At 47.5% G+C, this 23618-nt stretch carries 21 protein-coding genes and 1 pseudogene; 15 read left to right on the forward strand and 7 right to left on the reverse strand.

What is annotated here, in order from left to right; all coding sequences use genetic code 11:
• The first annotated feature begins 22 nt into the window (after nt 1–22).
• Nucleotides 23–778, forward strand: a complete 756-nt coding sequence (locus AD710_RS09510) for a YqcI/YcgG family protein (RefSeq protein ID WP_049627855.1) — start codon at nt 23–25, stop codon at nt 776–778.
• On the opposite strand, the gene AD710_RS09515 is transcribed toward AD710_RS09510, so the two are convergent.
• Nucleotides 773–2101, reverse strand: a complete 1329-nt coding sequence (locus tag AD710_RS09515; RefSeq protein WP_049627856.1) for an amino acid permease — start codon at nt 2099–2101, stop codon at nt 773–775. The genes AD710_RS09510 and AD710_RS09515 overlap by 6 nt on opposite strands.
• 123 nt (nt 2102–2224) lie before the next feature.
• Between AD710_RS09515 and AD710_RS09520 the strand changes: the two genes are divergently transcribed.
• Nucleotides 2225–2821, forward strand: coding sequence for a DUF1989 domain-containing protein (locus tag AD710_RS09520; protein ID WP_045926281.1), 597 nt, complete (start codon nt 2225–2227; stop codon nt 2819–2821).
• Between the two features lie 134 nt (nt 2822–2955).
• On the forward strand, nt 2956–3774 hold the full coding sequence (gene nadE / locus AD710_RS09525; RefSeq protein WP_016936819.1) for an ammonia-dependent NAD(+) synthetase: 819 nt from the start codon (nt 2956–2958) through the stop codon (nt 3772–3774).
• A 49-nt stretch (nt 3775–3823) separates the two neighbouring features.
• Here the strand turns inward: nadE and AD710_RS09530 are convergent, their stop codons facing one another.
• Nucleotides 3824–4108 carry an antimicrobial peptide LCI gene (locus tag AD710_RS09530; RefSeq protein WP_045926280.1) on the reverse strand — a complete coding sequence of 95 codons (285 nt, stop codon included), beginning with the start codon at nt 4106–4108 and terminating at the stop codon, nt 3824–3826.
• A 131-nt stretch (nt 4109–4239) separates the two neighbouring features.
• Nucleotides 4240–5028, reverse strand: a complete 789-nt coding sequence (locus AD710_RS09535) for a sugar phosphate isomerase/epimerase family protein (protein ID WP_049627857.1) — start codon at nt 5026–5028, stop codon at nt 4240–4242.
• A 214-nt stretch (nt 5029–5242) separates the two neighbouring features.
• Between AD710_RS09535 and AD710_RS09540 the strand changes: the two genes are divergently transcribed.
• The 9 genes from AD710_RS09540 to AD710_RS09580 all read left to right on the forward strand — a co-directional run bounded on the left by AD710_RS09540 (nt 5243) and on the right by AD710_RS09580 (nt 16013).
• A complete protein-coding gene (locus AD710_RS09540; protein WP_047476170.1) occupies nt 5243–6553 on the forward strand; it encodes an MFS transporter in 1311 nt (436 codons plus the stop codon).
• A gap of 94 nt (nt 6554–6647) precedes the next feature.
• Nucleotides 6648–7208 (forward strand): shikimate kinase, encoded by a 561-nt coding sequence (locus tag AD710_RS09545; protein ID WP_003156609.1) that lies wholly within the window; start codon nt 6648–6650, stop codon nt 7206–7208.
• Nucleotides 7209–7385: 177 nt separating this feature from the next.
• Nucleotides 7386–8342, forward strand: coding sequence for a cephalosporin C deacetylase (cah, locus tag AD710_RS09550; protein WP_016936815.1), 957 nt, complete (start codon nt 7386–7388; stop codon nt 8340–8342).
• A 65-nt stretch (nt 8343–8407) separates the two neighbouring features.
• Entirely contained in the window at nt 8408–9193 is a 786-nt protein-coding gene (locus AD710_RS09555) for a nucleotidyltransferase domain-containing protein (protein ID WP_049627858.1), read from the forward strand.
• 187 nt (nt 9194–9380) lie between these two features.
• Nucleotides 9381–10292, forward strand: coding sequence for a proline dehydrogenase family protein (locus tag AD710_RS09560; RefSeq protein WP_099744976.1), 912 nt, complete (start codon nt 9381–9383; stop codon nt 10290–10292).
• A gap of 17 nt (nt 10293–10309) precedes the next feature.
• Complete coding sequence (pruA, locus tag AD710_RS09565) at nt 10310–11857, forward strand: L-glutamate gamma-semialdehyde dehydrogenase (protein ID WP_016936812.1); 1548 nt, start codon at nt 10310–10312, stop codon at nt 11855–11857.
• Between the two features lie 91 nt (nt 11858–11948).
• The gene (putP, locus tag AD710_RS09570) at nt 11949–13403 is read left to right on the forward strand and encodes a sodium/proline symporter PutP (RefSeq protein ID WP_016936811.1); all 1455 of its coding nucleotides are present in this window, start codon (nt 11949–11951) and stop codon (nt 13401–13403) included.
• Nucleotides 13404–13560: 157 nt separating this feature from the next.
• Nucleotides 13561–14796, forward strand: coding sequence for a proline utilization transcriptional regulator PutR (locus AD710_RS09575; RefSeq protein WP_016936810.1), 1236 nt, complete (start codon nt 13561–13563; stop codon nt 14794–14796).
• 206 nt (nt 14797–15002) lie between these two features.
• Complete coding sequence (locus AD710_RS09580) at nt 15003–16013, forward strand: NAD(P)/FAD-dependent oxidoreductase (RefSeq protein WP_049627860.1); 1011 nt, start codon at nt 15003–15005, stop codon at nt 16011–16013.
• 33 nt (nt 16014–16046) lie between these two features.
• Here the strand turns inward: AD710_RS09580 and cobA are convergent, their stop codons facing one another.
• The 4 genes and pseudogenes from cobA to AD710_RS19995 all read right to left on the reverse strand — a co-directional run.
• Nucleotides 16047–17486: a uroporphyrinogen-III C-methyltransferase gene (gene cobA / locus AD710_RS09585; protein ID WP_049627861.1), complete on the reverse strand. Its 1440-nt coding sequence runs from the start codon at nt 17484–17486 to the stop codon at nt 16047–16049.
• A 47-nt stretch (nt 17487–17533) separates the two neighbouring features.
• The gene (gene nirD / locus AD710_RS09590) at nt 17534–17854 is read right to left on the reverse strand and encodes a nitrite reductase small subunit NirD (RefSeq protein ID WP_016936807.1); all 321 of its coding nucleotides are present in this window, start codon (nt 17852–17854) and stop codon (nt 17534–17536) included.
• 20 nt (nt 17855–17874) lie between these two features.
• Nucleotides 17875–20292, reverse strand: coding sequence for an NADPH-nitrite reductase (gene nasD, locus AD710_RS09595; protein ID WP_049627862.1), 2418 nt, complete (start codon nt 20290–20292; stop codon nt 17875–17877).
• Nucleotides 20293–20411: 119 nt separating this feature from the next.
• A pseudogene (locus AD710_RS19995) lies at nt 20412–20541 on the reverse strand (hypothetical protein); the annotation flags it as partial.
• Nucleotides 20542–20688: 147 nt separating this feature from the next.
• On the opposite strand from AD710_RS19995, the gene AD710_RS09600 reads away from it, so the two are divergent.
• The 3 genes from AD710_RS09600 to AD710_RS09610 all read left to right on the forward strand — a co-directional run bounded on the left by AD710_RS09600 (nt 20689) and on the right by AD710_RS09610 (nt 23542).
• The gene (locus tag AD710_RS09600) at nt 20689–21891 is read left to right on the forward strand and encodes a GTP-binding protein (RefSeq protein ID WP_049627863.1); all 1203 of its coding nucleotides are present in this window, start codon (nt 20689–20691) and stop codon (nt 21889–21891) included.
• Nucleotides 21892–21954: 63 nt separating this feature from the next.
• A complete protein-coding gene (locus AD710_RS09605) occupies nt 21955–23091 on the forward strand; it encodes a zinc-dependent alcohol dehydrogenase (RefSeq protein WP_029575240.1) in 1137 nt (378 codons plus the stop codon).
• A gap of 16 nt (nt 23092–23107) precedes the next feature.
• Nucleotides 23108–23542 carry an RDD family protein gene (locus AD710_RS09610; protein ID WP_016936803.1) on the forward strand — a complete coding sequence of 145 codons (435 nt, stop codon included), beginning with the start codon at nt 23108–23110 and terminating at the stop codon, nt 23540–23542.
• Nucleotides 23543–23618: the final 76 nt, after the last annotated feature.

A 23618-nucleotide genomic window follows, 5' to 3' on the forward strand; every position in this document is an offset into this window, starting at 1 on the left:
TGACGATACTGGAGGTGGGGCGATGGCCAGCGGGCTGTACACAAAAAGTTGCCTTGAGGAAAAGTTATTGGATCTGCCAAATTGGCAGAGAATCGCTTTTGAGCTTCTATCAGAAAAAGTAGGCGATGAAGCGGACACCTTTCCGTGCATACCCGGACGTCAGGGATTTCTGACAGATCAGCTTCGGATATCCTTTGCGGGTGATCCCCGCGAGCAGGGAACCCCGGAGGAAGTGGGGCCGCTGCTGTCCGAATACGGAAAAATCTCAAGGAAAACCGGAAGATACGCGTCGCTGCTTGTGATTTTTGATACGCCTGAGGATTTAGCTGAGCATTATTCCATTGAGGCGTATGAAGAGATGTTCTGGTCTTTTTTAAACCGGCTGAGCGGCTGCGACCCGAAAGACTGGCCGGAAGATATGCCGGAAGATCCTGAACATTATAAATGGGAGTTCTGCTTTGACGGCGAGCCGTATTTTATTCTGTGCGCAACGCCTGCGCATGAAGCGAGACAAAGCAGAAGCTTCCCGTTTTTTATGCTGGCGTTTCAGCCGAGATGGGTTTTCGAAGGGTTAAATGATTCAACCGCATTCGGACGCAATATGAGCCGGCTGATCAGAAAACGTTTAGAGGCATACGACGAAGCCCCTCTTCATCCCCGATTGGGGTGGTACGGAGGAAAAGACAATTTAGAATGGAAGCAATATTTCCTCCGTGATGATGAGACGCAAGTGTCAAAATGTCCTTTTTCCTATTTGAAAAGATTGTTTAAGCTATGATCCGGCAGGGCTGTGTCCCTGCTTTTTTTGTACGATCCATGTCACGATCGCAATGACGGCGAGAAAACAAAGGCTGACCAGAAAACCGGGCCGGCTCGATTTCTCAAACAGCGTCCCGGAGACGGCGGCCGCAATCAGCACCAGGGCGATAAAAATCTGTGCCGTTCCCACTTTTGTCGGTTCGATCAGTTTCTTGCCTGAGAACAAAATGAACACCCATGTATACAGAAGCATCAGGCCTGCCGCGGTGGTCATGTGTTCATATATATTTTTCGGCAGCACCAAAGACAGGATGATGGAGACGATGAGTCCGGCGAATGTCAATCCGAGCGCAGGCCAGCAGATTTTTTTATTTTCCTTCAATCTGAAGCATTTCGGCGCATCTCCGTCATCAGCCATCGTACAAAGCAATGTCGTCACGGCAAACAGCGAGGCGACGAGCGTAGAAAACCCCGCAATAATAAAAATCCCGTTAAAAATATCAAGAATGATATCTAAATGAAAGCCTTTCAGAGATGTAATAAACGGGCTGTCCTGTTCGGTGAATTTACCCAGCGGCACTAACAATAACGCCAGGCCGAGAGAAATGACGTAAATCACCGCAAGAACGATAAGCATCAGTCTGCCTGATTTTGAGGCTTCCTCCGGCTTTTTCAAATGTACGGTCATCAGCCCCAAGACTTCAATTCCCCCGAAAGCGTAAAACGCATAAATCAGCCCCGTCCACAAACCCATCGCTCCGTGCGGGAACAAATCCTTTGATTCATTCGGCACTTGGACATCCGGTTTATGAGAAAATATACCGCACAGCGCCAAAATGGCGATGACGATAAACATAAAAATGGCCGCCGTCTTGACAACAGCGAGCACATTCTCCGTTTTTTGAAAAACGGACAGCCCCGTAAAAATAATTAAAAGACCGAGCACCGCATAGATGGAGGCGAGGATCCACAGCGGCATATTCGGAAACCAATGCTTCGTAAACAGCGAGATGGCTGTCAGCTGGCTTCCCGTAATCAGCATTTCAGACGACCAGTACACCCAGCCGTTGCTGAAACCGGCCCAAGAGCCGAAAGCCTTTCTCGCATAAGCGCAAAAAGACCCCTTTTCGGGCTGCTTAGCCGAAAGCTTCGCGAGCTGCTCAAAGACAAAATAGGTGCCGAGCCCGGCAATAAGAAATGAGATCAGCGCGGAATATCCGCTTTTAACAATAGCAATACTGGACCCGAGAAAAAAGCCCGTCCCGATCGTGCAGCCGACGCCGATTAAAGAGAGCTGCCACCAAGCGAGATTTCCTTTAGGCTGGTCCTGTGATTTACCCATGTAATTCAACCCCTTTATTAAAGCTTAGATTGCGGCCGGCAGAACGGGAATATACATCCAATAAATTGCTTTACATGAAACAAACGGCCGGGGTTCATAATAGAAGAAAAAAGGAGCAGTCTGATGACACAGCAATTTATCGTACCGCCGAAAAAAGGGCTCGGCCTGAAGGTTCACAAAGGGCAGATTATAAAAGTAGTCGATGTGGAAGGGCAGCAGGTGGCTGATTTTACGGCGTATCATGCCAAAGACTTTTATGAGCATCTTGATCAGGGCGCGACGATTGATGCCAATCAGTCCATTCATGTGAAAACGGGCGAACATATTTATTCAAATTTATATAAGCCGATGCTGACGCTGATTGAAGATACTGTCGGCAAGCATGACCTGCTGCTTCCCGCCTGCCGCCCGGATATGAACAGGCTTTTATACGGAAAGCATAAAGACGAGCTCCAGGATACGTGCTATGACAATATGAGCGGGGCGCTTGAACCATTCGGAGTGCCGCGGCCGCATATGCATTATCCGTTTGCCATCTTTATGAATACGGTGCTTGATGAGAAGGGGAACTTGTCAGTCGAAACGCCTCTGTCTGACGCGGGTGATTACGTACGGCTTCGTGCGGAAATGGATCTCGTCGTCGCGTTTTCATCCTGTCCGATCGAAAAAGGAAAATGCAACGGCGACAGCATTACGGCGCTGCGAGTGGAAATCAGCTGATCCCGGTGTATTTGATTCACTTAAAAACTGCACCTGTGCTATATTTAACAGAGAGTCGTACATAGTGGCATGATTCATTTTCAGCATGAACGGGAAATGAATCATAAAGAAACAATGCAGGAGGAGTGATTGGGATGAGCATCCAGAAACAAATTATGAATGATCTCCATGTAAAACCCTCAATTGATCCGAAACAAGAAATTGAGGACAGAGTGAACTTTCTGAAACAATATTTGAAAAAAACAGGTGCCAAAGGCTTTGTGCTCGGCATCAGCGGGGGGCAGGATTCCACGCTTGCGGGACGCCTCGCCCAATTGGCGGCTGAACGCATCAGAGAGGAAGGCGGAGACGCGGAGTTTATCGCCGTCCGTCTTCCGCACGGCGCACAGCAGGATGAGGATGACGCCCAATTGGCACTTAAATTCATTAAGCCTGATAAATCATGGACGTTTGATATTAAGTCCGCTGTCAGCGCGTTCGCCGATCAGTACAAAAAAGAAACGGGCGATCAGCTGACTGATTTTAACAAAGGAAATGTAAAAGCCAGAATGAGAATGATCGCGCAATATGCCATCGGCGGACAAGAGGGGCTGCTTGTCATCGGTACCGACCATGCGGCTGAAGCGGTGACCGGTTTCTTCACGAAATACGGTGACGGCGGAGCTGACCTGCTGCCGCTGACCGGATTAACGAAACGACAGGGCAGACGTTTATTAGAAGAGCTCGGCGCACCGGAACGCCTGTATTTGAAATTACCGACGGCCGATCTGCTCGATGAAAAACCGCAGCAGACGGACGAGACAGAGCTCGGCATCACATACAATGACATTGATGATTATTTAGAAGGCAAGGACGTTTCTTCCGAAGTGATTGAGGCGCTGGAAAAACGCTATCTCAGTACGGAACATAAGCGTCAGGTGCCGGCATCAATGTTTGATGATTGGTGGAAATAGAAATAAAAAACCTCCCTTTTGAAAGGGAGGTTTTTTGTTTATCTCATTTTTATTTATCTACACTTTCATAAATTCCTACCCAATATCCCTTACTGCTGTCATAGTATTTGCTTTTGAAAATCCACTTTGTTCCGTTTAAAACGAAAGAAGCAGCGAAATTGCCGTCAGGGCTTTGAACGAGTTTGATAGCATTAATGCCGGCATCTGCTTTTGTTGAGATTGGGCTATTTTCCACGGATGACGATGCTGTTGGTGATGAGGCAAAGGCAGGAGCGGCAGACATCAGTAAGGCAAGAGACAGCGCAGAACCGGTTAACACTTTTTTGAATTTCATTTCGAACACTCCCTTTTCAAAAGAAATGTATTACAGTGTTAATAATTAGACTATTATCCATAAAATTCCTTCTCTGTTTCTAAAATTTTTTTCTTAATTTGAAAAAAACATCCCTTCAAAGGGGATGTTTTTTATTTCTTAAAGCAGTGTCTGATCTCATTCAGAGATTCTTTCATATGCGCTTCAGCATGACGACCGAAGTATTCGAGTGACACGAATCCGCCGTACTGCCTGTTCAACAGTTCTTTCAGAAAGGGTTCCTGCCGTAAGTCGCCCTGCAGAACAGACACCGGCCTGCTGAGATACCAGTTGTCAAAATTCCAGTGATAGTTTTTCAGGTGGATATGGCTGACGGTATGATACAGTTTTTCTAAAGCGGGCATTTGGTCCACATGATTGACGTGAAGGTTGGAGCCGTCAAAAATAATGCGGACCCGCGGATGTCCGACATCCTCTAAAAATGCCAGCGCCGCTTCCGGTGTATCCGCGTACGTATCGTAATGAATCTCAAGCCCGATATTGACGTCATAGCCGTCTGCGAGTCGTGCCGCCTGCTGAAATTGATCAACGGCGCTCTGCCACTTTTCCGGTGACGTCCGGTGCGAAGCCAGGTTGCCCGCAAAGACTCTGATCAAGGGGCTGTGCAGCTGCCGCGCCGCGCTTAATGCCCTTTGAACATCCTTTAACGCCTGCCTTTCATCCTGAGTGGCGAAGTCAGTGTACAAGCTGACAGCGGGCACCTCGAAGCCTTCCTCCTGAAGCTGCTGATCAAGCCTGTCGAGCGGGCCGATTTCTTTTATATATTGTTGGGCGTGCCCGTACCACAGTTCGATTCCGTCAAAGGAGTGCTCTTTTGCGAAAGAAATGACATCGAGAATATGCTTTTTTTTAAACCCTGTCGTGCAAAAGCTCAGTTTCATCGGTAATCCTCCCGTTAACTGTCTATCCTATATGTGTTTTTTCCCCGGATAAGCTGCGGATAAACAGACGAAAAGGGTAAACACTTTTTTTATGGAAGCGGTGCATCCGGTCAGTATTGAACACAAATTGTTTAGCGCTTTTTTGCGTCAAAGTATTAAATAATTGCTCGAAGTGTTGTACAATTAATTTCATTCGAGTAAGGGGGAGAAGCCATTGAAAAATGAAACGGAGCTGACGGACTTCAGGCCCGTCCGCAATAAACCGACTCGCGCTCGTTATGTGATACTGATTCTTTTGTTTTTTATCACTGCGATTAATTATATAGACCGTGCAAGTGTATCCATCGCCGCCCCGTCCATTCAGACTTCGCTGAACATAAGCCCCGCTCTTTTGGGCGTCGTATTTTCCGCATTCAGCTGGACCTATACGGGTATGCAGATTCCCGGCGGGCTCATTTTGGACAAATTCGGGTCAAAACGGACGTACGGAGTTTCTTTATTTGTCTGGTCGGTTTTCACCGGAGTGCAAGCTTTTGCGGCCAGTTTCGGATTTTTATTCGGCTGCCGCCTGATTATCGGGCTGGCTGAATCGCCTGCGTTTCCCGCAAACAACCGGATTGTCACGACATGGTTTCCGAGGAGGGAACGCGCCTTTGCGACTGGGGTTTACACAGCGGGGGAATATGTCGGACTGGCGTTCGCCACACCGGTTTTATTCTGGGTGTTAACGGCATTTGACTGGCGAGCCGTCTTTATTTCCTCAGGGCTGCTCGGGCTTGTTTTCTCCGTTTTCTGGTTTAAGATGTATCAGGAGCCGAATCGGTATCGGAAAGTGAATCGGGAAGAGCTTGAATATATTAAAGAAGGCGGCGGGCTGACAGAGGTGTCTGAATCAGCCGGCAGGATCACGTGGCGGGATTTCGTCCAGCTTCTTAAATACCGCAAGCTTGTCGGCTTGTATATCGGCCAATTCGCCGTAGCGTCCACGCTGTTCTTCTTTTTGACATGGTTTCCGACTTATCTGGCGGAAGCAAAGCACATGGCTTTCTTAAAAGTCGGCTTCGCCGCATCAATCCCGTATATCGCCGCCTTTTTCGGCGTATTGTTCGGCGGATTTTGGTCTGACGGTATGATGAAGCGGGGCGTATCAGTGAACGTTGCCCGAAAGACGCCCGTTATCCTCGGTCTTCTGCTGACGGGCTCCATCGTGCTCGCGAATGTTACGGACTCTTCCCCGGCGGTTTTGGTGATCTTATCCATTGCTTCTTTTGCGCAGGGCATGTCTAATATTTCCTGGACGATGCTGAGTGAAGTGGCGCCGAGCGAGACAATCGGATTGGCAGGGGGCGTGTTTAACTTTTTCGCCAATATGGCCGGTATTATTACGCCGCTTATCATCGGGTTTATCGTCTCTGCGACCGGTTCATACAACGGAGCGATTCTGTTTGTCGGCGCTGTCGCCTTTATCGGGGCGTTTTCTTATATTTTCATTGTCGGAAAGGTGGAACGCATTACGCTCCGGTAGATCGAAAAACTCATCGCATTATCTCTATATTTCAATATGGAGTTATCATATAATAAACATAACTTTTTCATTCCTTAGGAGGATTTCGCCGAAGATGAACGCAAAACGTGCCATTCCCGTAAGAGAAAGAAATATCGTACTGATCGGATTCATGGGTGTCGGTAAGACAACAATCGGCCAGCTGGTCGCTAAAAAATTATACAGAGACTTCATTGATATTGATTTGCAAATTGAGAAAGATTTCAACATGTCCATCCCGGAAATGTTTGAGAAAAAGGGTGAAGCCTTTTTCCGTCAGACTGAAAAGGACTATATATTAGATATTTGCCGCAATACGAAATTCAAGATCGTGTCTCTTGGGGGCGGTTCGTTTAAACAAGAGGAAATCAGACAGTGCTGCCTGGAAAACTGTCTCGTGCTTCATCTTGATTTATCATGGGAGAATTGGAAGCAGCGGGCTGACCTGCTGATTGAAAGCCGTCCCGTTCTGCATAACCGTTCAATGGATGAAATGCAGCAGCTCTTTAACGAGCGCCAAAGCATCTATGATAAACATAATTCAAAAGTGGCAACGGATAATCTGGAACCTGAAGAAATTGCCGATTATATCGTTGAAACGTTAAAAATCGGTTGGGACCTGTATCAGCCGATGTAAAAAGAGCTGTGCCGCTGTGAGTGCACAGCTCTTTTTTGTTTTCTGTTAAACAAACGTTTGATAAAAAGTGAAAGCGTCCGCCGATCATTTATAAAAATTTTTAGAAAATAAGTGTAAAATCGTGTTAAGATAGAGTCAGAAAATTAAATCTTATAAAACAAAGGAGAATAATCGGATATGCAATTATACGACTTGCCGCTTGACCAACTGCAAACCTATAAACCAAATAAAACTGCTCCTCATGACTTTGCGGATTTTTGGGCATCATCATTACATGAGCTTGCAAAGGAAGAGGCAAAGCCTGATTTGACGCCTGAAAGCTACCCGGCTGACGGCGTGAAAGTATTCCGGCTGAAATACCGAAGCTTCGGCAAGGCGGAAATTGAGGGATGGTACGCCGTTCCCGACCGAAAAGGCCCGCATCCGGCCATCGTGAAATACCACGGCTACAACGCAAGCTATGACGGGGACATACATGACATCGTAAATTGGGCGCTTCACGGATATGCCGCGTTCGGGATGCTTGTCCGCGGCCAGCACAGCAGCACAGATACAAGTGTCTCACCGCACGGACACGTTCCCGGCTGGATGACGAAAGGGATTTTAGACAAAGATACATATTATTACCGCGGTGTGTACTTAGACGCAGTAAGGGCTCTTGAAGTCATCAGCAGCTTTGATGAAGTGGATGAAACGAGAATCGCTGTCATCGGGGGGAGCCAGGGAGGCGGGCTTTCCATCGCCGCGGCGGCGCTTTCCGACATTCCGAGAGCGGTTGCGGCTGATTATCCGTACTTAAGCAATTTTGAGCGGGCGATTGACGTCGCACTTGATGAGCCGTATCTTGAGATTAACTCCTTTTTCAGAAAAAACGGCAGCCCTGAAACGGAGAAAGCCGCGATGAATACACTGGCCTATTTTGATATCATGAATCTGGCGGACCGCGTAAAGGTGCCGGTTCTCATGTCCATCGGGCTGATTGACCGGGTGACTCCGCCGTCGACGGTATTTGCCGCTTACAATCATCTGGAAACGGAAAAAGAATTGAAGGTTTACCGGTATTTCGGCCATGAATATATACCTTCTTTCCATACGGAGAAGCTGGCCTTTCTGAAAGCGCATCTGAAAGGCTGACAGCAGTGAAAAGCCCAAGTACTTGGGCTTTTTTCATGAATGATGACGGAAAAGGACGGATACAAATGAAACAAAGGATCATCGAAGAATTAAAACGAATTGAGGCAAAGCACGACGTTAAGGTGCTCTACGCCGTAGAATCGGGAAGCCGCGCATGGGGATTTCCGTCAAGCGAAAGCGACTACGATGTACGGTTTCTCTATGCGCCGAAAAAAGAATGGTACTTTTCCATTGAACCGCATAGGGATGTCATAGAAGAGCCGATCCATGACATGCTTGACGTCAGCGGCTGGGAACTGAGAAAAGCCCTGAGGCTCTTTAAAAAATCAAATCCGCCTCTTTTGGAATGGCTTTCTTCCGAGATGATCTATTATGAAGCTTTCACAGCGGCTGAAAAGCTCCGAGAACTGAAAACCCGCGCCTTTTCGCCCGAAGCATGCCTCTATCATTATCTCAATATGGCAAAGCGGAATGAAAAAACGGAATTGCGGGGCAGTGCAGTGAAGATTAAAAAGTATTTTTATGTCCTGCGGCCTCTCCTTGCCTGCAAGTGGATTGAAACGTTCGGCACCGTACCGCCGATGTCATTTCCAGTAATGGCAGATGCCCTATTGACGGATGAAGCGCTCATTTCTGAAATCAGCACACTGCTTACAAGGAAAAAAAGCGGACAGGAACTGGCTCCGGAACCCGGAAATACGATTATTCATGCCTTTATAGAAGAGGAAATAGAACGCATCGGGCAGTATGCCAAAACGGTCAAAACACCGAAACCGGATATAACGGACGAACTGAATCAGCTTTTGATTCAGACTCTCGAAGAGGCTTGGGAAGAAAAAGGCGGGAATTGACGATTTCTGTCATTTCCGTCCGCCTTTTTTCGGCATGATCCGCCTGCTCTCTAAGAAGCTGATTGTGGAAAAACCACAAAAATTTATCAGAATCTTTGTATTTTTAGAATATTGTGAGAGGATGTTTTGTCCATTTACAATAGACTCATACAAATACTTCTTAGATTGCGGGGTGTTAAGGTTGGAAGTGATTACAAGAGATTTTTTCTTATTTTTATCCAAGAGCAGCTTTCTCAATAAGATGGCGCGAGGCTGGGGAAGCCGTGTGGCAGCCGGCAAAATCATCGGAGGAATGGATATCCGCAGTTCTATCCCGACAATCCGACATTTGAACAGCCAAGGGCTGTCAGTTACTGTCGATCATTTGGGTGAATTCGTCAACAGCGGTGATGTCGCGAAAGAACGCACCGAGGAGTGCATGCAGACCATTGCTTTAATCGCTGATGAACAGCTGAATTCCCAAGTGTCATTAAAAATGACGTCTTTAGGTCTTGATATAGATCTCGATCTCGTCTATGAAAATATGACGAAAATCCTCCAGACGGCGGAAAAACATAAAGTCATGGTGACGATTGACATGGAGGATGAGACGAGATGCCAGAAAACGCTGGATATCTTTAAAGACTTCCGAAGCAGGTATGAATACGTAAGCACCGTGGTGCAGGCTTATCTGTACAGAACGGAGAAGGACCTTGATGATCTTGACCCGCTGAATCCGTTTCTGCGCCTTGTCAAAGGAGCCTATAAAGAATCGGAAAAGGTGGCCTATCCTGAAAAAAGCGATGTAGATGAAAATTATAAAAAACTCATCCGCAAACAGCTTTTAAAAGGACATTATACGGCAATTGCCACGCATGACGACAAGATGATCGAGTTTACAAAGCAGCTTGTCAAAGAGCACGGCATTCCAAACGACCGCTTTGAGTTTCAGATGCTGTACGGTATGCGCTCGCAAACCCAGCTCAGCCTAGTGGAAGAAGGATACAACATGAGAGTCTACCTGCCTTACGGCGATGATTGGTACGGCTATTTCATGAGACGGCTCGCTGAACGCCCCTCAAATATCGCATTCGCCTTTAAAGGGATGACTAAGAAGTAAAAAAGGGAGAGATGACAATGACTACACCTTATAAACACGAACCATTCACGAATTTCCAAGATCAATCGAACGTTGAAGAATTCAAGAAAGCGCTTGCGAAAGTAAGCGAGTATCTGGGAAAAGATTATCCTCTTGTCATTAACGGTGAAAGAGTGGAAACAGAAGCGAAAATCGTTTCAATCAACCCGGCTGATAAAGAAGAAGTTGTCGGCAGAGTGTCAAAAGCTTCTCAAGAGCATGCTGAGCAAGCGATTGAAGCGGCTGCGAAAGCGTTCGAAGAGTGGAGATACACATCTCCTGAAGAAAGAGCGGCTGTCCTGTTCCGCGCGGCTGCCAAAGTCCGCCGCAGAAAGCACGAATTCTCCGCCCTGCTTGTCAAGGAAGCGGGAAAGCCTTGGAACGAAGCGGATGCTGATACAGCTGAAGCGATCGACTTCATGGAGTACTATGCGCGCCAAATGATCGAACTGGCAAAAGGCAAACCGGTCAACAGCCGTGAAGGCGAGAAAAACCAATATGTCTACACACCGACAGGCGTAACGGTCGTCATTCCGCCATGGAACTTCCTCTTTGCAATTATGGCGGGAACGACGGTAGCACCGATCGTAACGGGCAACACGGTCGTTCTAAAACCGGCCAGCGCGACACCGGTCATCGCGGCGAAATTCGTAGAAGTGCTTGAAGAATCGGGCCTTCCGAAGGGCGTTGTCAACTTTGTGCCGGGAAGCGGGGCGGAAGTGGGAGACTATCTCGTCGATCACCCGAAAACAAGCATCATTACATTTACGGGATCACGTGAAGTCGGTACGAGAATTTTTGAACGCGCGGCAAAAGTGCAGCCGGGACAGCAGCATCTGAAACGCGTCATTGCAGAAATGGGCGGTAAAGATACGGTTGTCGTTGACGAAGATGCGGACATTGAATTGGCGGCTCAATCCATCTTTACATCAGCATTCGGCTTCGCGGGACAAAAATGTTCTGCAGGTTCCCGCGCGGTTGTGCATGAAAAAGTATACGATGCCGTCTTGGAGCGCGTCATCGAAATCACTGAATCAAAAGTGACGGCAAGCCCTGACAGCGCTGACGTGTATATGGGGCCTGTCATCGACCAAGGCTCTTACGATAAAATCATGAGCTACATTGAAATCGGAAAAGAAGAAGGCCGTTTAGTAAGCGGCGGCACCGGCGATGATTCAAAAGGCTACTTTATCAAGCCGACGATCTTCGCTGACCTTGATCCGAAAGCCAGACTCATGCAGGAAGAAATTTTCGGGCCGGTCGTCGGGTTTTCTAAAGTATCAAACTTTGATGAAGCGCTGGAAGTGGCAAACAACACTGAATACGGTTTGACAGGAGCGGTCATTACAAATAACCGCAAACATATTGAACGGGCGAAACAGGAATTCCATGTCGGCAACCTGTACTTCAACCGCAACTGTACGGGAGCGATTGTCGGATACCATCCGTTCGGAGGCTTTAAAATGTCCGGCACTGATTCAAAAGCGGGCGGCCCGGATTATTTGGCCCTCCACATGCAGGCGAAAACAATCAGTGAAATGTTTTAAGAGGGACTGAATGGGCATCCTCCTCGCGGGGGGTGTCCATTTCACCATAAACATATAAAGCGGAGGAGGAAATGCCATAGCAAACATTCAGTTGATTATATCCATTTGTATTTATATGGCGGGCATGCTGTTTATCGGCTATTTCGCCTACAGACGGACGTCAAATCTGACGGATTACATGCTCGGGGGGCGGTCTTTAGGTCCTGCCGTCACAGCGCTCAGCGCGGGAGCGGCGGATATGAGCGGATGGCTCTTGATGGGGCTTCCGGGCGCCATGTTCTCAACAGGATTAAGCGGCGCTTGGATTGTCATCGGCCTTGTGCTCGGAGCATGGGCGAACTGGCTTTTCGTGGCGCCGAGACTGAGAACGTATACTGAAAAAGCGGGGAATTCCATCACCATTCCGGGTTTCCTTGAAAATCGTTTCGGTGATCATACGAAGCTTCTCAGACTGTTTTCGGGTCTTGTCATTCTCGTCTTTTTCACATTTTACGTATCATCGGGCATGGTGTCCGGAGGCGTCTTATTCAACAGCATTTTAGGGCTGGACTATCACACCGGCCTGTGGGTTGTGACAGGCGTCGTTGTCGCCTACACCTTGTTCGGGGGCTTTTTGGCGGTAAGCTGGACGGACTTTGTCCAAGGTATCATCATGTTTGCGGCGCTTATTCTCGTGCCGATTGTGACGATTTTTCATACGGGCGGCCCGGGAGAAACCGTTGCCGATATCCGTTCCGTCAACCCGGAACTGTTTAACATGTTCAAAGGAACGACCGTCCTTGGCATTATTTCTTTATTTGCGTGGGGGCTCGGCTATTTCGGGCAGCCGCATATTATTGTGCGCTTTATGGCGATCACATCTGTGAAAGAAATCAAACGCGCCAGACGGATCGGCATGGGATGGATGATTTTGTCTGCACTAGGCGCGCTGTTTACGGGTCTTGCGGGAATCGCGTATTACCATCAGCACGGACTGAAGCTGGCTGATCCGGAAACCATTTTTATTCAGCTCGGCAACATTCTGTTCCACCCGATTATTACGGGATTTCTCATTTCTGCGATTTTAGCGGCCATTATGAGTACGATTTCGTCTCAGCTGCTCGTTACGTCCAGTTCTTTAGTAGAGGATTTGTATAAGTCCATGTTCAGACGTTCGGCTTCTGATAAGGAACTCGTATTTCTGGGGAGAATGGCAGTGCTTGCGGTGTCAATCATCGCCTTGGTGCTCGCCTGGGAGAAAAACAACACGATACTAGGTCTTGTCAGCTATGCATGGGCGGGATTCGGCGCGTCATTCGGGCCGGTCGTACTGCTCAGTTTATTTTGGAAACGGATGACGAAATGGGGGGCACTCGCCGGCATGATTGCGGGAGCGATTACCGTAATCATTTGGGCGAATGCCGGTCTTTCAGACTTTTTGTACGAAATCATTCCGGGGTTTGCTGTAAGCCTTGCCGCTGTATTTGTCGTCAGCTTGTTGACACAGGCTCCGTCAAAAGATGTCACAGATCAGTTTCATGAGTACCGTGATACACTTTCTCAATAAAAGCAAGGAACGAGAGGAAGAAGGGACCGCCCTTTTTCCTCTTTTCACGATACAGAATTCCGGATTATGCCGTTTTGGGAATATATGAATTTTTTTCTATACAAAAAGTCACCCCTCAGAGTATGATAAAGATAAAAAGAGCATAGGAGAAATAGGTATGGAAGAGCTTTTAGAGAGAGTTTTTTCATTTACGGACATTGATAAATTAATTGATTTCATCAGTTACGAATTGCAGAAGCCCGTCATTCTGGAAAGTGCGGATTTCTTTTTGCTTGCCTATAATTCTTATTACATTAATCACTTCGACTCCGCCAACCAGCAGACGATATTTTCAAAAAAATGCCCCGTGCAGATTTTTGAGAGGTTTCTGAAGGACGGGGTGATCGAAAAACTGAAAACCGTTCCTGAACCGTTCCGTGTTGAAAAAATAGACAGTATCGGGCTGAATCAGAGAGTGGTCGTAAGCGCAAAACATAAAGGGGAAGTGATGGGCTACATCTGGATTCAGGAGCTCGACCGCGACTTGACGGACGAGGAGCTCGACTTTTTATATGAAACCTCATTCCATGTCGGAAAAATCATCTATAAAACGAACCGGCTGAAACAGGAAAAGGAAGAGAGAGCGGAAGACCTGGTGAAACGGGCGATCTTTCAGCAATTCTCGTCTGAAAAGGAGTTCAGGCGGGAGGCGGAAAAGATGAACGCCGTGCTGCCGTCGGTTTTCTCGGTGGTTGTCCTGCATGCCGCAAATGGGGATGGGGAGGCAGTCGAAGATTTGAAGGAAAATATCAAATCGTACTTGAATTTGCGGGATAAAGTTAGTCACGTCTTAACCATTGATTCCAATATTGTCATCGTCGTCGCAAGCTTCTCGCAAAAAAGCTCCGGCACTTCGGCAGCATCTGAATTCATCCACAAACTGCTGACTCATTTTCACTTTCAGAAGATCCCCACTCCCATCTATATCGGAATCGGCAATGAATACAGCAGCATCCTGAAGCTCGGGAAAAGTTATATAGAAGCCCTTGAAGTCATAAAGGCTGCAGAAATTACCGGAAACCAGGAAAATATCCCGTATGAATACAGCAAGCTCGGGATCTACCGCTATCTTGAAAGTATCGAAGAAAAAAACGCCTCACTGGAATATGTAAACCATGATCTAGCTTTATTAAAAGCCAAGGATAGAGAAAGCAGCACCGAACTGCTGAAAACGTTAGAAATCTATCTCCTCAATAACTGCAAAACAAAACCAGCCGCAGAACAGCTTTTTATTCATCAAAACACATTGAACTACCGTATCAAACAGATTCTTGACATGACATCAATTAATTTAAACGACTTCAGGACAAGGTGCCAGCTGTATCTTGATATCATGCTGATGAAAAAGAAATAAAAAAGAAACCAGTCTCCGTACTGGTTTCAGCTTTAATACCCTCCTCAACCTCAACATCTCATTGGACCGTGCTTCTTGAATCTCCATCCTTTTCCGCAAGATGAGAACTGAACAAACACTGTTTCCCGATGTATGGTATACTTTTATTGATATTGATTCTCAATTATAAAATGTTTGAAGTATAGATATAAACGGGAGGCAGAATAATGGCGGAAAATCATGAGGTGTATGACGTCACGATTATAGGCGGGGGCCCGATCGGCCTGTTTACGGCTTTTTATTGCGGGATGCGCGAGCTGAAAACGAAAGTGATTGAATTTTTGCCGCGGCTCGGGGGGAAAGTGTCTATGTTTTTCCCGGAAAAAATTATCCGTGATATCGGCGGAATTCCGGGGATCGCCGGGGAACAGCTGATTAAGCAGCTGAAGGAGCAGGCGGCGACATTTGAGCCGGATATCGTGTTGAATCAGCGGGTGACCGGATTTGAGCGGCTGAATGACGGGACCATTGTGCTGGAAAGTTCCGAAGGGGAAAAGCACTATACACGCACCGTGATTTTGGCTGTCGGCATGGGAACGCTTGAGGTCAATGAGCTCAACAGCGCGGATGCGAGCCGTTATTCAGGGAAAAACCTTCATTATAAAGTGGAGAAGCTGGATGCGTTTGAAGGTAAGCATATCGTGATCTCCGGAGGGGGAGATACCGCGGTTGACTGGGCGAATGAGCTGGAACCGATTACGGCGTCTGTTACCGTCTTGCACCGCCGTGAGGAGTTCGGCGGTTTAGAAAGCAGCGTGGCGAAAATGAAGCGGTCTTCCGTGCGGGTGTTTGCGCCGTATCGTCTGAAGCATCTCAACGGCACCGGGGAACGGATCGAGAGCGTCACCGTTTGTCATACCGAGTCTGGCCATTCTGAAGACATCAAGGTTGATGAGCTCATTATCAATCACGGGTTTAAAATTGATCTCGGCCCGATGAAGGATTGGGGGCTTGAGATAGAAGAAGGCAGGATTAAAGCCGACAGACATATGCGGACGAATCTTCCGGGCGTGTTTGTTGCAGGTGACGCCGCCCATTATGAAAGCAAGCTCAGATTGATTGCCGGCGGCTTCACGGAGGGACCGACCGCCGTGAACAGCGCCAAAGCCTATTTGGACCCGCAGGCGGATCAGATGGCGATGTATTCGACTCATCATAAGAAATTGGTGACACAATAAAAAAGGGAATGGCCCCCGATGTTGAGCCGGGGGTCAGCTGTGAACGAGCATGTCTTTCATTTCATTTCGTATAAACGCAAATAACTGTTCCTGATTTTTCACGGCGGTAAATCCGTAACCGGCGGGTATGTCTTCACCGATGCAGATGACGGGAGGGCGGTTTGCTGTCGGATTCGGTGATATGCCGATCTGTTTTCCGGCGCTGAGCAAGTGCTGAGCGGATTCTTTGCCCGGACAGATAATCATTTGCAGAGGAGACTCTCTGATTGTGCGTTCGATCATCGAAGTGAACCGCTCATCTGCGATATGTTCATGAGTGATATAAAACGGGCATGATACTGAGTCAGGCATATTTTCTGCCGCTTGACGGCTTCCGACAATGAGCGAATGCGGAGAATCACCTTGATGGCCGGATAGGCGGAAGCCCCGTTTTGTCAGTTCCGTCTTTGCCGCTTCAGTCGCTGCATTCAGGCTTGCTGTCACCCGGCGGATGTCAATCTGCTTGAGAGCCAGTGTGTCAAAGAATTCACAGACCGCGTGGCGTGATGTGAAAAAGATCTGTTCAAAAGTGCTGATACGCTTCAGGATGTTTTCGTTTGCGGGCATTTTTTTAACAATCCGCTTCGGCCATTCGATAACATCTGCGCCATACTCGCGCAGCCTGCCTGTCAATGTATGTTCATCATCGCCATGAGTGACCACCATGATATGCCGCCCGATGAACGGTTTGCTTTCAAACCAGCTATATGTTTGAAGATTTACGATATCTCCGATGACGATAATGGCGGGGTTGGTGATGTTTTGGCTTTGTACTTTTTCATAAATATCCTGAAGCGTTCCTTTTACGCTGCGCTGGCGGCCCCATGTTCCCCATTGAATGACGAGTACGGGGACGGAGGGGGATTTCCCGTGCTCCATAAGCTGCCGGCATATAAATGACAGATTTTTAACACCCATGTAAAACACAAGCGTTTGAACGCTTCGAGCCAGCCCTTCCCAATCGAGATTCGGCCGGCCTTGTAATGATGTATCATGAGCAGTGATCATGGCGAAGGACGAAGCGCAATCACGATGGGTGACGGGGACGCCCGCATACAGCGGCGCCGCGATTCCCGAGGTGATGCCGGGCACCATCTCGTAGCGGATGCCGTGCCGATGAAGCGCCTCCGCTTCTTCGCCGACTCTGCCGAACACGCTTGGGTCTCCGCCTTTCAAGCGGACTACGGTGAAGCCTTCCGCCGCTTTTTCAATCAGCAGGGCATTTATCTCCGACTGTTTCATAAAATGGCGGTCGGGCAGTTTTCCGCAATAAATGAACCGGCAGTCTGGAGAGGCATATTCAAGAAATGTTGGGTTTGCAAGCCGGTCATACAAAATGATATCCGCTTTCTCCAGAACCTGTTTCCCTTTTACGGTAATCAGCCCCGGGTCTCCAGGTCCGGCACCGACAAAATATACAATTCCGTTTCTCATGATGGCGTCATCCCTTCATCTGTTTAAAAAGTGATCCGACCCTTTGATTAATACAGGAGGTATACATTCTCTCCTTCGATCAGTGTTTCGTATGTTTTAATACAGCCATGATCCGGCTCTTGGACTTTTCCGTCTTCTAAGGAAATTTTCCAGTCATGCATCGGGCAGAAGACGTATTCTCCGCTGACGATGCCTTCAGCCAGGACGCCCCCTTTATGAGGGCAGCGGTTTTCGACGGCGCGGACGCTTCCGTCAGAAAGCTTAAATACGGCAAGCTCTTTCTCTTCTATATATACGGTTTTTCCTAACTCCTCAGGTAATTCGTTTAACCTGCCTATGCAAACCTTTGTCATATCTTTATTAACCATGTCCGTTCCTCCTTACTGTTTTATGAAGTCGTGACGACATTTTCAAATAAATCTTTAGAAGCTTTTTTATCTTTAAGGAAATATTGCCACGGATCTTTGTGAACAGAGAGTGTTTCATTCATTCTGCCGTTGAGTTCCAGCCGTTTTTCCGGATCGTTCAACACAGATTGGACATGGGATAAACCGATGCGCTCAAGCCATGCGGATGTGCGCTCCAGATAGTTAGCCGTTTCTCTGTAGTACTGAAGGTAAGCGCCCGCGTATTCTAAGACTTCTTCATTCGTTTTCACTTTCATCAGCAAATCACCGGCTCGCAAATGTGTTCCGCCGTTCCCGCCGGCATAAAGCTCCCAGCCTCCGTCGATGCCGACAACACCAAGGTCTTTAATGCCGGACTCCGCACAGTTCCGCGGGCAGGCAGACACGGCCATTTTGACCTTATGAGGCGTATTGAGCCCTTCGAATTTTTTCTCAAGCGCAATGCCCAGTGCCATGGAGTCCTGCGTGCCGAAGCGGCAGAATTGTTCGCCTACGCACGTTTTTACCGTGCGGAGTGTTTTTCCGTACGCGTAGCCTGAAGGCATATCAAGCTCGGCCCATACTTTCGGCAGGTCTTCTTTTTTGACGCCGATGAGATCGATTCGCTGGCCGCCTGTCATTTTAACGAGCGGGATTTCATATTTGTCGACGACATCGGCGATCTTGCGGAGATCCTGAGAGTTGGTCACGCCGCCGTACATCCGGGGCACGACTGAGTATGTTCCGTCTTTTTGAATATTGGCGTGCATCCGTTCGTTCACAAAGCGGGATGTTCTGTCATCCTCGTATGTAGACGGATTGATCATGCCTAAGTAGTAGTTGAGGGCAGGCCGGCATTTGGAGCAGCCCTCCGGCGTTTTCCAGCCGAGCACGTTCATGATTTCTCTCGTATGTGATAGCCCTTTGGCTTTGATTTCTTCTACGACTTCATCTCTTGAAAGCGAGGTGCAGCCGCAAATCGCTTCTTTTTGCGCGGATGCGTCAAATTCTGAGCCCAGTGTATATTGAAGAATGTCTTCCACGAGCGGTTTACAGCCTCCGCAGGAACGGGATGCCCCAGTGCATGCTTTGATTTCGTCCGTTGATGTACAGCCTTTTTCCTGAATGGCTTGAATAATCGCGCCTTTTGATACACCGTTGCAGCCGCAGATGATTTCATCGCCGCTCATCGCCGCGGTCATGCTTGCGCCTGCTTCCTGGTCAAGAGGCTGTAAGATTGATATCTTGGAAGTTTCGGAGATATCGGCTTCTTTTTGAATCATTGAAAACAGGCGGCTGCCCTCGCTGCTGTCGCCGAATAAAACAGCGCCGACAATTTGATTGCCTCTCAGAACGATTTTTTTATAGATGCCGTCCTGCTCATCGAAAACTTTAATCGCTTTTTTCTCCTCTGATTCGTTAAAGTCACCGGCAGAGAATACCTCGACGCCTGATACCTTTAATTGAGTGGAGAGAACGGAGCCTTCATACGGTTTTGTTTCAATGCCGCAAATATGTTTGGCCAGCACTTTTGCCTGTTCATAGAGCGGCGCCACAAGACCGTATGCGATTCCGCGGTGCTCGGCACATTCACCGACAGCGTAAATGTGCGGGATTTCAGTCTGCATATAATCGTTAACAATGATTCCGCGGTTAACCGGAATGCCGCTTTCCGCGCCAAGCTGTGTATTCGGGCGGATGCCGACCGCCATGACGACTAAATCAGCTTCGATGCTTGTGCCGTCTTTAAAGCGTACGCCTTCGACACGGTCAGTACCGACAATTTCTTCGGTTTGCTTTTCAAGTAAAAAGGTCATGCCTTGTTTTTCTAATTCGTTTTGCAGCAGGCGCCCTGCAGTTGGATCAAGCTGGCGTTCCATCAAGTATGGAGAGAGGTGGATGACAGACACGTCCATTCCGAGATTCAGCAGCCCGCGAGCGGCTTCTAAACCAAGCAGTCCTCCGCCGATGACGGCTGCTTTTTTATATTGTTTCGACGCGGCGAGCATTGTGTCGGTATCTTTTATGTCCCGGAATGCCGTGACGCCTTTTTTATCTGCGCCCGGAATCGGAAGGATAAAAGGGACAGAGCCTGTCGCCAGGATGAGTTCATCATAGGGCTGGATTCTGTCTGCATCTGTAATGACGGTTTTGCTATCCTGGTCCACTTTGATGACTGTTTCACCGGTATGCAGCTGAATGTTGTTTTCTTTGTACCAGTCCCAATCGTTTAACGTAATATCTTTAATATCTGTATCGCCTTGAAGCACTTTTGACAGAAGGATTCGGTTATAGTTGGGATGAGGTTCGGCCCCGAATATTGTAATCTCGAATTCGTCTTTTGAAACACGCAGTATTTCTTCAATCGCTCTTACCCCGGCCATTCCATTTCCAACAAGGACTAGCTGTTTTTTTCCCATCAGATGATCCGCTCCTTACCTGTGTTTTCTTTAGCGTAGCACAGCGAAAACAGATATTTAAGATACATGTTATGAGATGTAACAAAAAATACTAAAAAATCTAAAATTTTTATGAAAAATTATATCGGGCTGATACGTGCAGCGCACATCTTAAAACTGGGCATTTTTACAGTCCGGATCCAAGGCTTCACCAATTAAATCGTTGATGTTTTGCGTGTCAGACCAATGGATGGGGACAAACAGTGTATGATGTCTGACTTTTACTTGATTTTAAACAGAGAATGCATCAGAATAAATAGTAACAATTACGATTTACTACACTGTACATATTAGTTGAACAGAGACAGTCACAGATAATAAATCGTAATCATTCTATTTTGTTGGGAGGCTATTTTTATGGGGAAAATTCCGGTTACAGTATTGAGCGGCTATCTTGGTGGTGGAAAGACGACAGTTTTGAATCATATTTTACAAAACCGCAACGGTTTAAAAATTGCCGTCATCGTTAATGACATGAGCGAAGTAAACATAGACGCGGGCCTGGTGAAACAGGGAGGGGGCTTATCACGGACAGACGAAAAACTCGTAGAATTATCCAACGGCTGTATCTGCTGCACGCTGCGTGAGGATCTATTAGTCGAAGTTGAGAAACTCGCCAAAGACGGCAGGTTTGATTATATCGTGATTGAATCAACAGGGATCAGTGAACCGATTCCCGTTGCCCAGACATTTTCTTATATAGATGAAGAAATGGGCATTGATCTGACAACATTCTGCAGGCTGGACACAATGGTTACCGTGGTAGATGCAAACCGATTCTGGCATGACTTCCAGTCCGGTGACAGACTCCTTGACCGGAAAGAAGTTGCGGGAGAAGAGGATGAACGGGAGATTGCCGACCTATTAATTGATCAAATTGAGTTTTGTGATGTACTTATTTTAAATAAGTGCGACATGGTGGGCGAAAAAGAGCTTGAACAGCTTGAAACAGTTCTTCGCGCATTACAGCCCCGTGCCAAGCTGATCCGATCCGTCCGCGGAGAAGTGCCTGCCGAATGCATTTTGAATACCGGTTTATTTGAGTTTGAAGAAGCGAGTTCATCAGCAGGATGGATAAAGGAGCTGACGGCAGGTCATGAAGCGCACACTCCGGAAACAGAAGAGTATGGAATCACTTCGTTTGTGTATTCACGGCGTCTGCCGTTTCATACCGTTCGTTTTGACAGCTGGCTGCATCAATCAATGCCTGACAGCATTGTGCGCGCAAAGGGAATTGCCTGGTGCGCAACCTACAACAGCTTCGCGCTGCTGATGTCTCAGGCGGGTCCGGCGGTCTCAGTTGAGCCTGTCTCTTATTGGGTGGCGGCGATGCCGAAACTTGAGCAGGAGCAGATCAAACAGCAGGAGCCGGAGATTCTGGAGGATTGGGACGCTCAATTCGGAGACCGTCATACGAATCTGGTATTTATCGGGTTTGATTTAGATGAAGCAGCCATTACAAAGGAATTAGATCAGTGTCTGCTCACGCCGTCTGAGTTCGATTCTGACTGGTCTCAATTTGAAGATCCTTTTCAATGGGATATTCAGCGGGCTGAATAACATACCAGCCAAGTTTAGAAGCATGTGAGAAGGGAAGGAGTGATGAAAAAGGAGCTGAACAATGTGAAAGCACTGACATACCAAGGAAAAGAACATATGGAAGTGAAAGAAGTCCCTGCACCCGTCATTCAAGATGAGAGGGATGTCATCGTTCGAATCACCGCAACCGGAATTTGCGGTTCAGACCTTCATTTATATAAAAATGGAATACCCGCTGATCCGGGTTATATCGTTGGACACGAGCCAATGGGAATCGTTGAAGAAACGGGCAGTCAAGTGAAAAAGTTGAAAAAAGGCGACCGGGTCGTGATTCCTTTTAACATCGGCTGCGGAGAATGTCATTATTGCAAGCACCAGATGGAAAGCCAGTGTGATGAATCAAATCCCAATCCTCATACAGATGCCGGCGGCTTATTCGGTTTCTCGGAGTTTAACGGTAATTATCCCGGCGGGCAGGCTGAATATTTACGAGTGCCCTATGCTGATTTCTCTTCTTTTCTGGTTCCGGCAGACAGCGAGCTAGAAGATGAACAGGTACTGCTTCTGTCAGATGTCATGCCGACCGCCTTTTGGAGCGTCCAGCACAGCGGAGTGAAAAAAGGGGACACAGTTGTTATTCTGGGCTCAGGTCCGATCGGTTTAATGGCGCAAAAATTCGCTTGGAAAAAAGGCGCAAAGCGGGTCATCGCAGTCGATCAAGTCCCGCACCGCCTTGAACATGCGAGACGCATAAACGGAGCAGAGACCTTCAATTTTTCAGAGCATGAAGAGATCGGGAAACTGCTGCATGAACAAACGTCAGGGGGCGCGGATGTTGTGATTGATTGTGTCGGAATGGACGGCACGCCGCTTTCAAAAGAAAAAGAAAAGCAAAAACCGAATCAGTTCGGAACCATCAGTCCGATTCTGACAGCGTCAGAAGCCGTTAAGAAGTTCGGTACTGTTCAGCTCACAGGCGCATATATTTCCGAAGCGGACGGTTTTCCGATCGGTGATTTTTTCACGCGCAACGTTTCTCTAAAAATGGGCCAGGCACCCGTTATCCATCTGATGCCGATGCTGTATCAAATGGTCGAACAAAATGAAATTGATCCGACGGATATTATTACGCACAAAATGAGTCTTGCGGAAGCCCCTGCTGCATATGATATATTTGACAAAAAAGAAGATGGCAACATTAAAGTGATTTTGAAGCCATAGAGCGAGGGGAAACACAATGAATATTTACAGACCGGCGGGATTTTGGATCAGATTGGGAGCCGCAGTACTCGACTATTTAATTATTTCAGTGCCTTTGGCGATTATTTATATGCTGGCAACGGGAAAAGATCCGGAGGAGAGCGCAATGATCAGCATCATTTTGACTCTTTATTCTATCTTGCTTCCTGTATACTGGAACGGTTATGTTATCGGCAAAAAGATCTGCGGTATCCGCATCGTCAAAAAAGACGGCACTCAGGTAGGCTTTCTCACTATGATTTTAAGAGTGCTTGTGGGCGCCTTAATTTATGGTGTGACGTTAGGAATCGGTGTGATCGTGAGCGCATTTATGGTCGGAATGAGAGAAGACAAACGGTCGATCCATGATTTTGTGGCAGGAACGTATGTTACATACGCATTGCCGGACGAATCGATTGAAAAGAGCGAATAATTTCGCTCTTTTTTTTGCATAAAAACTGGATGGAGGCAAAACATATAACAAACGCTAAAGGAGGAAAAAGTCATGA

This window comes from Bacillus sp. JFL15, from assembly GCF_001184225.1.
GTDB classification, from domain to species: Bacteria; Bacillota; Bacilli; order Bacillales; family Bacillaceae; genus Bacillus; species Bacillus siamensis.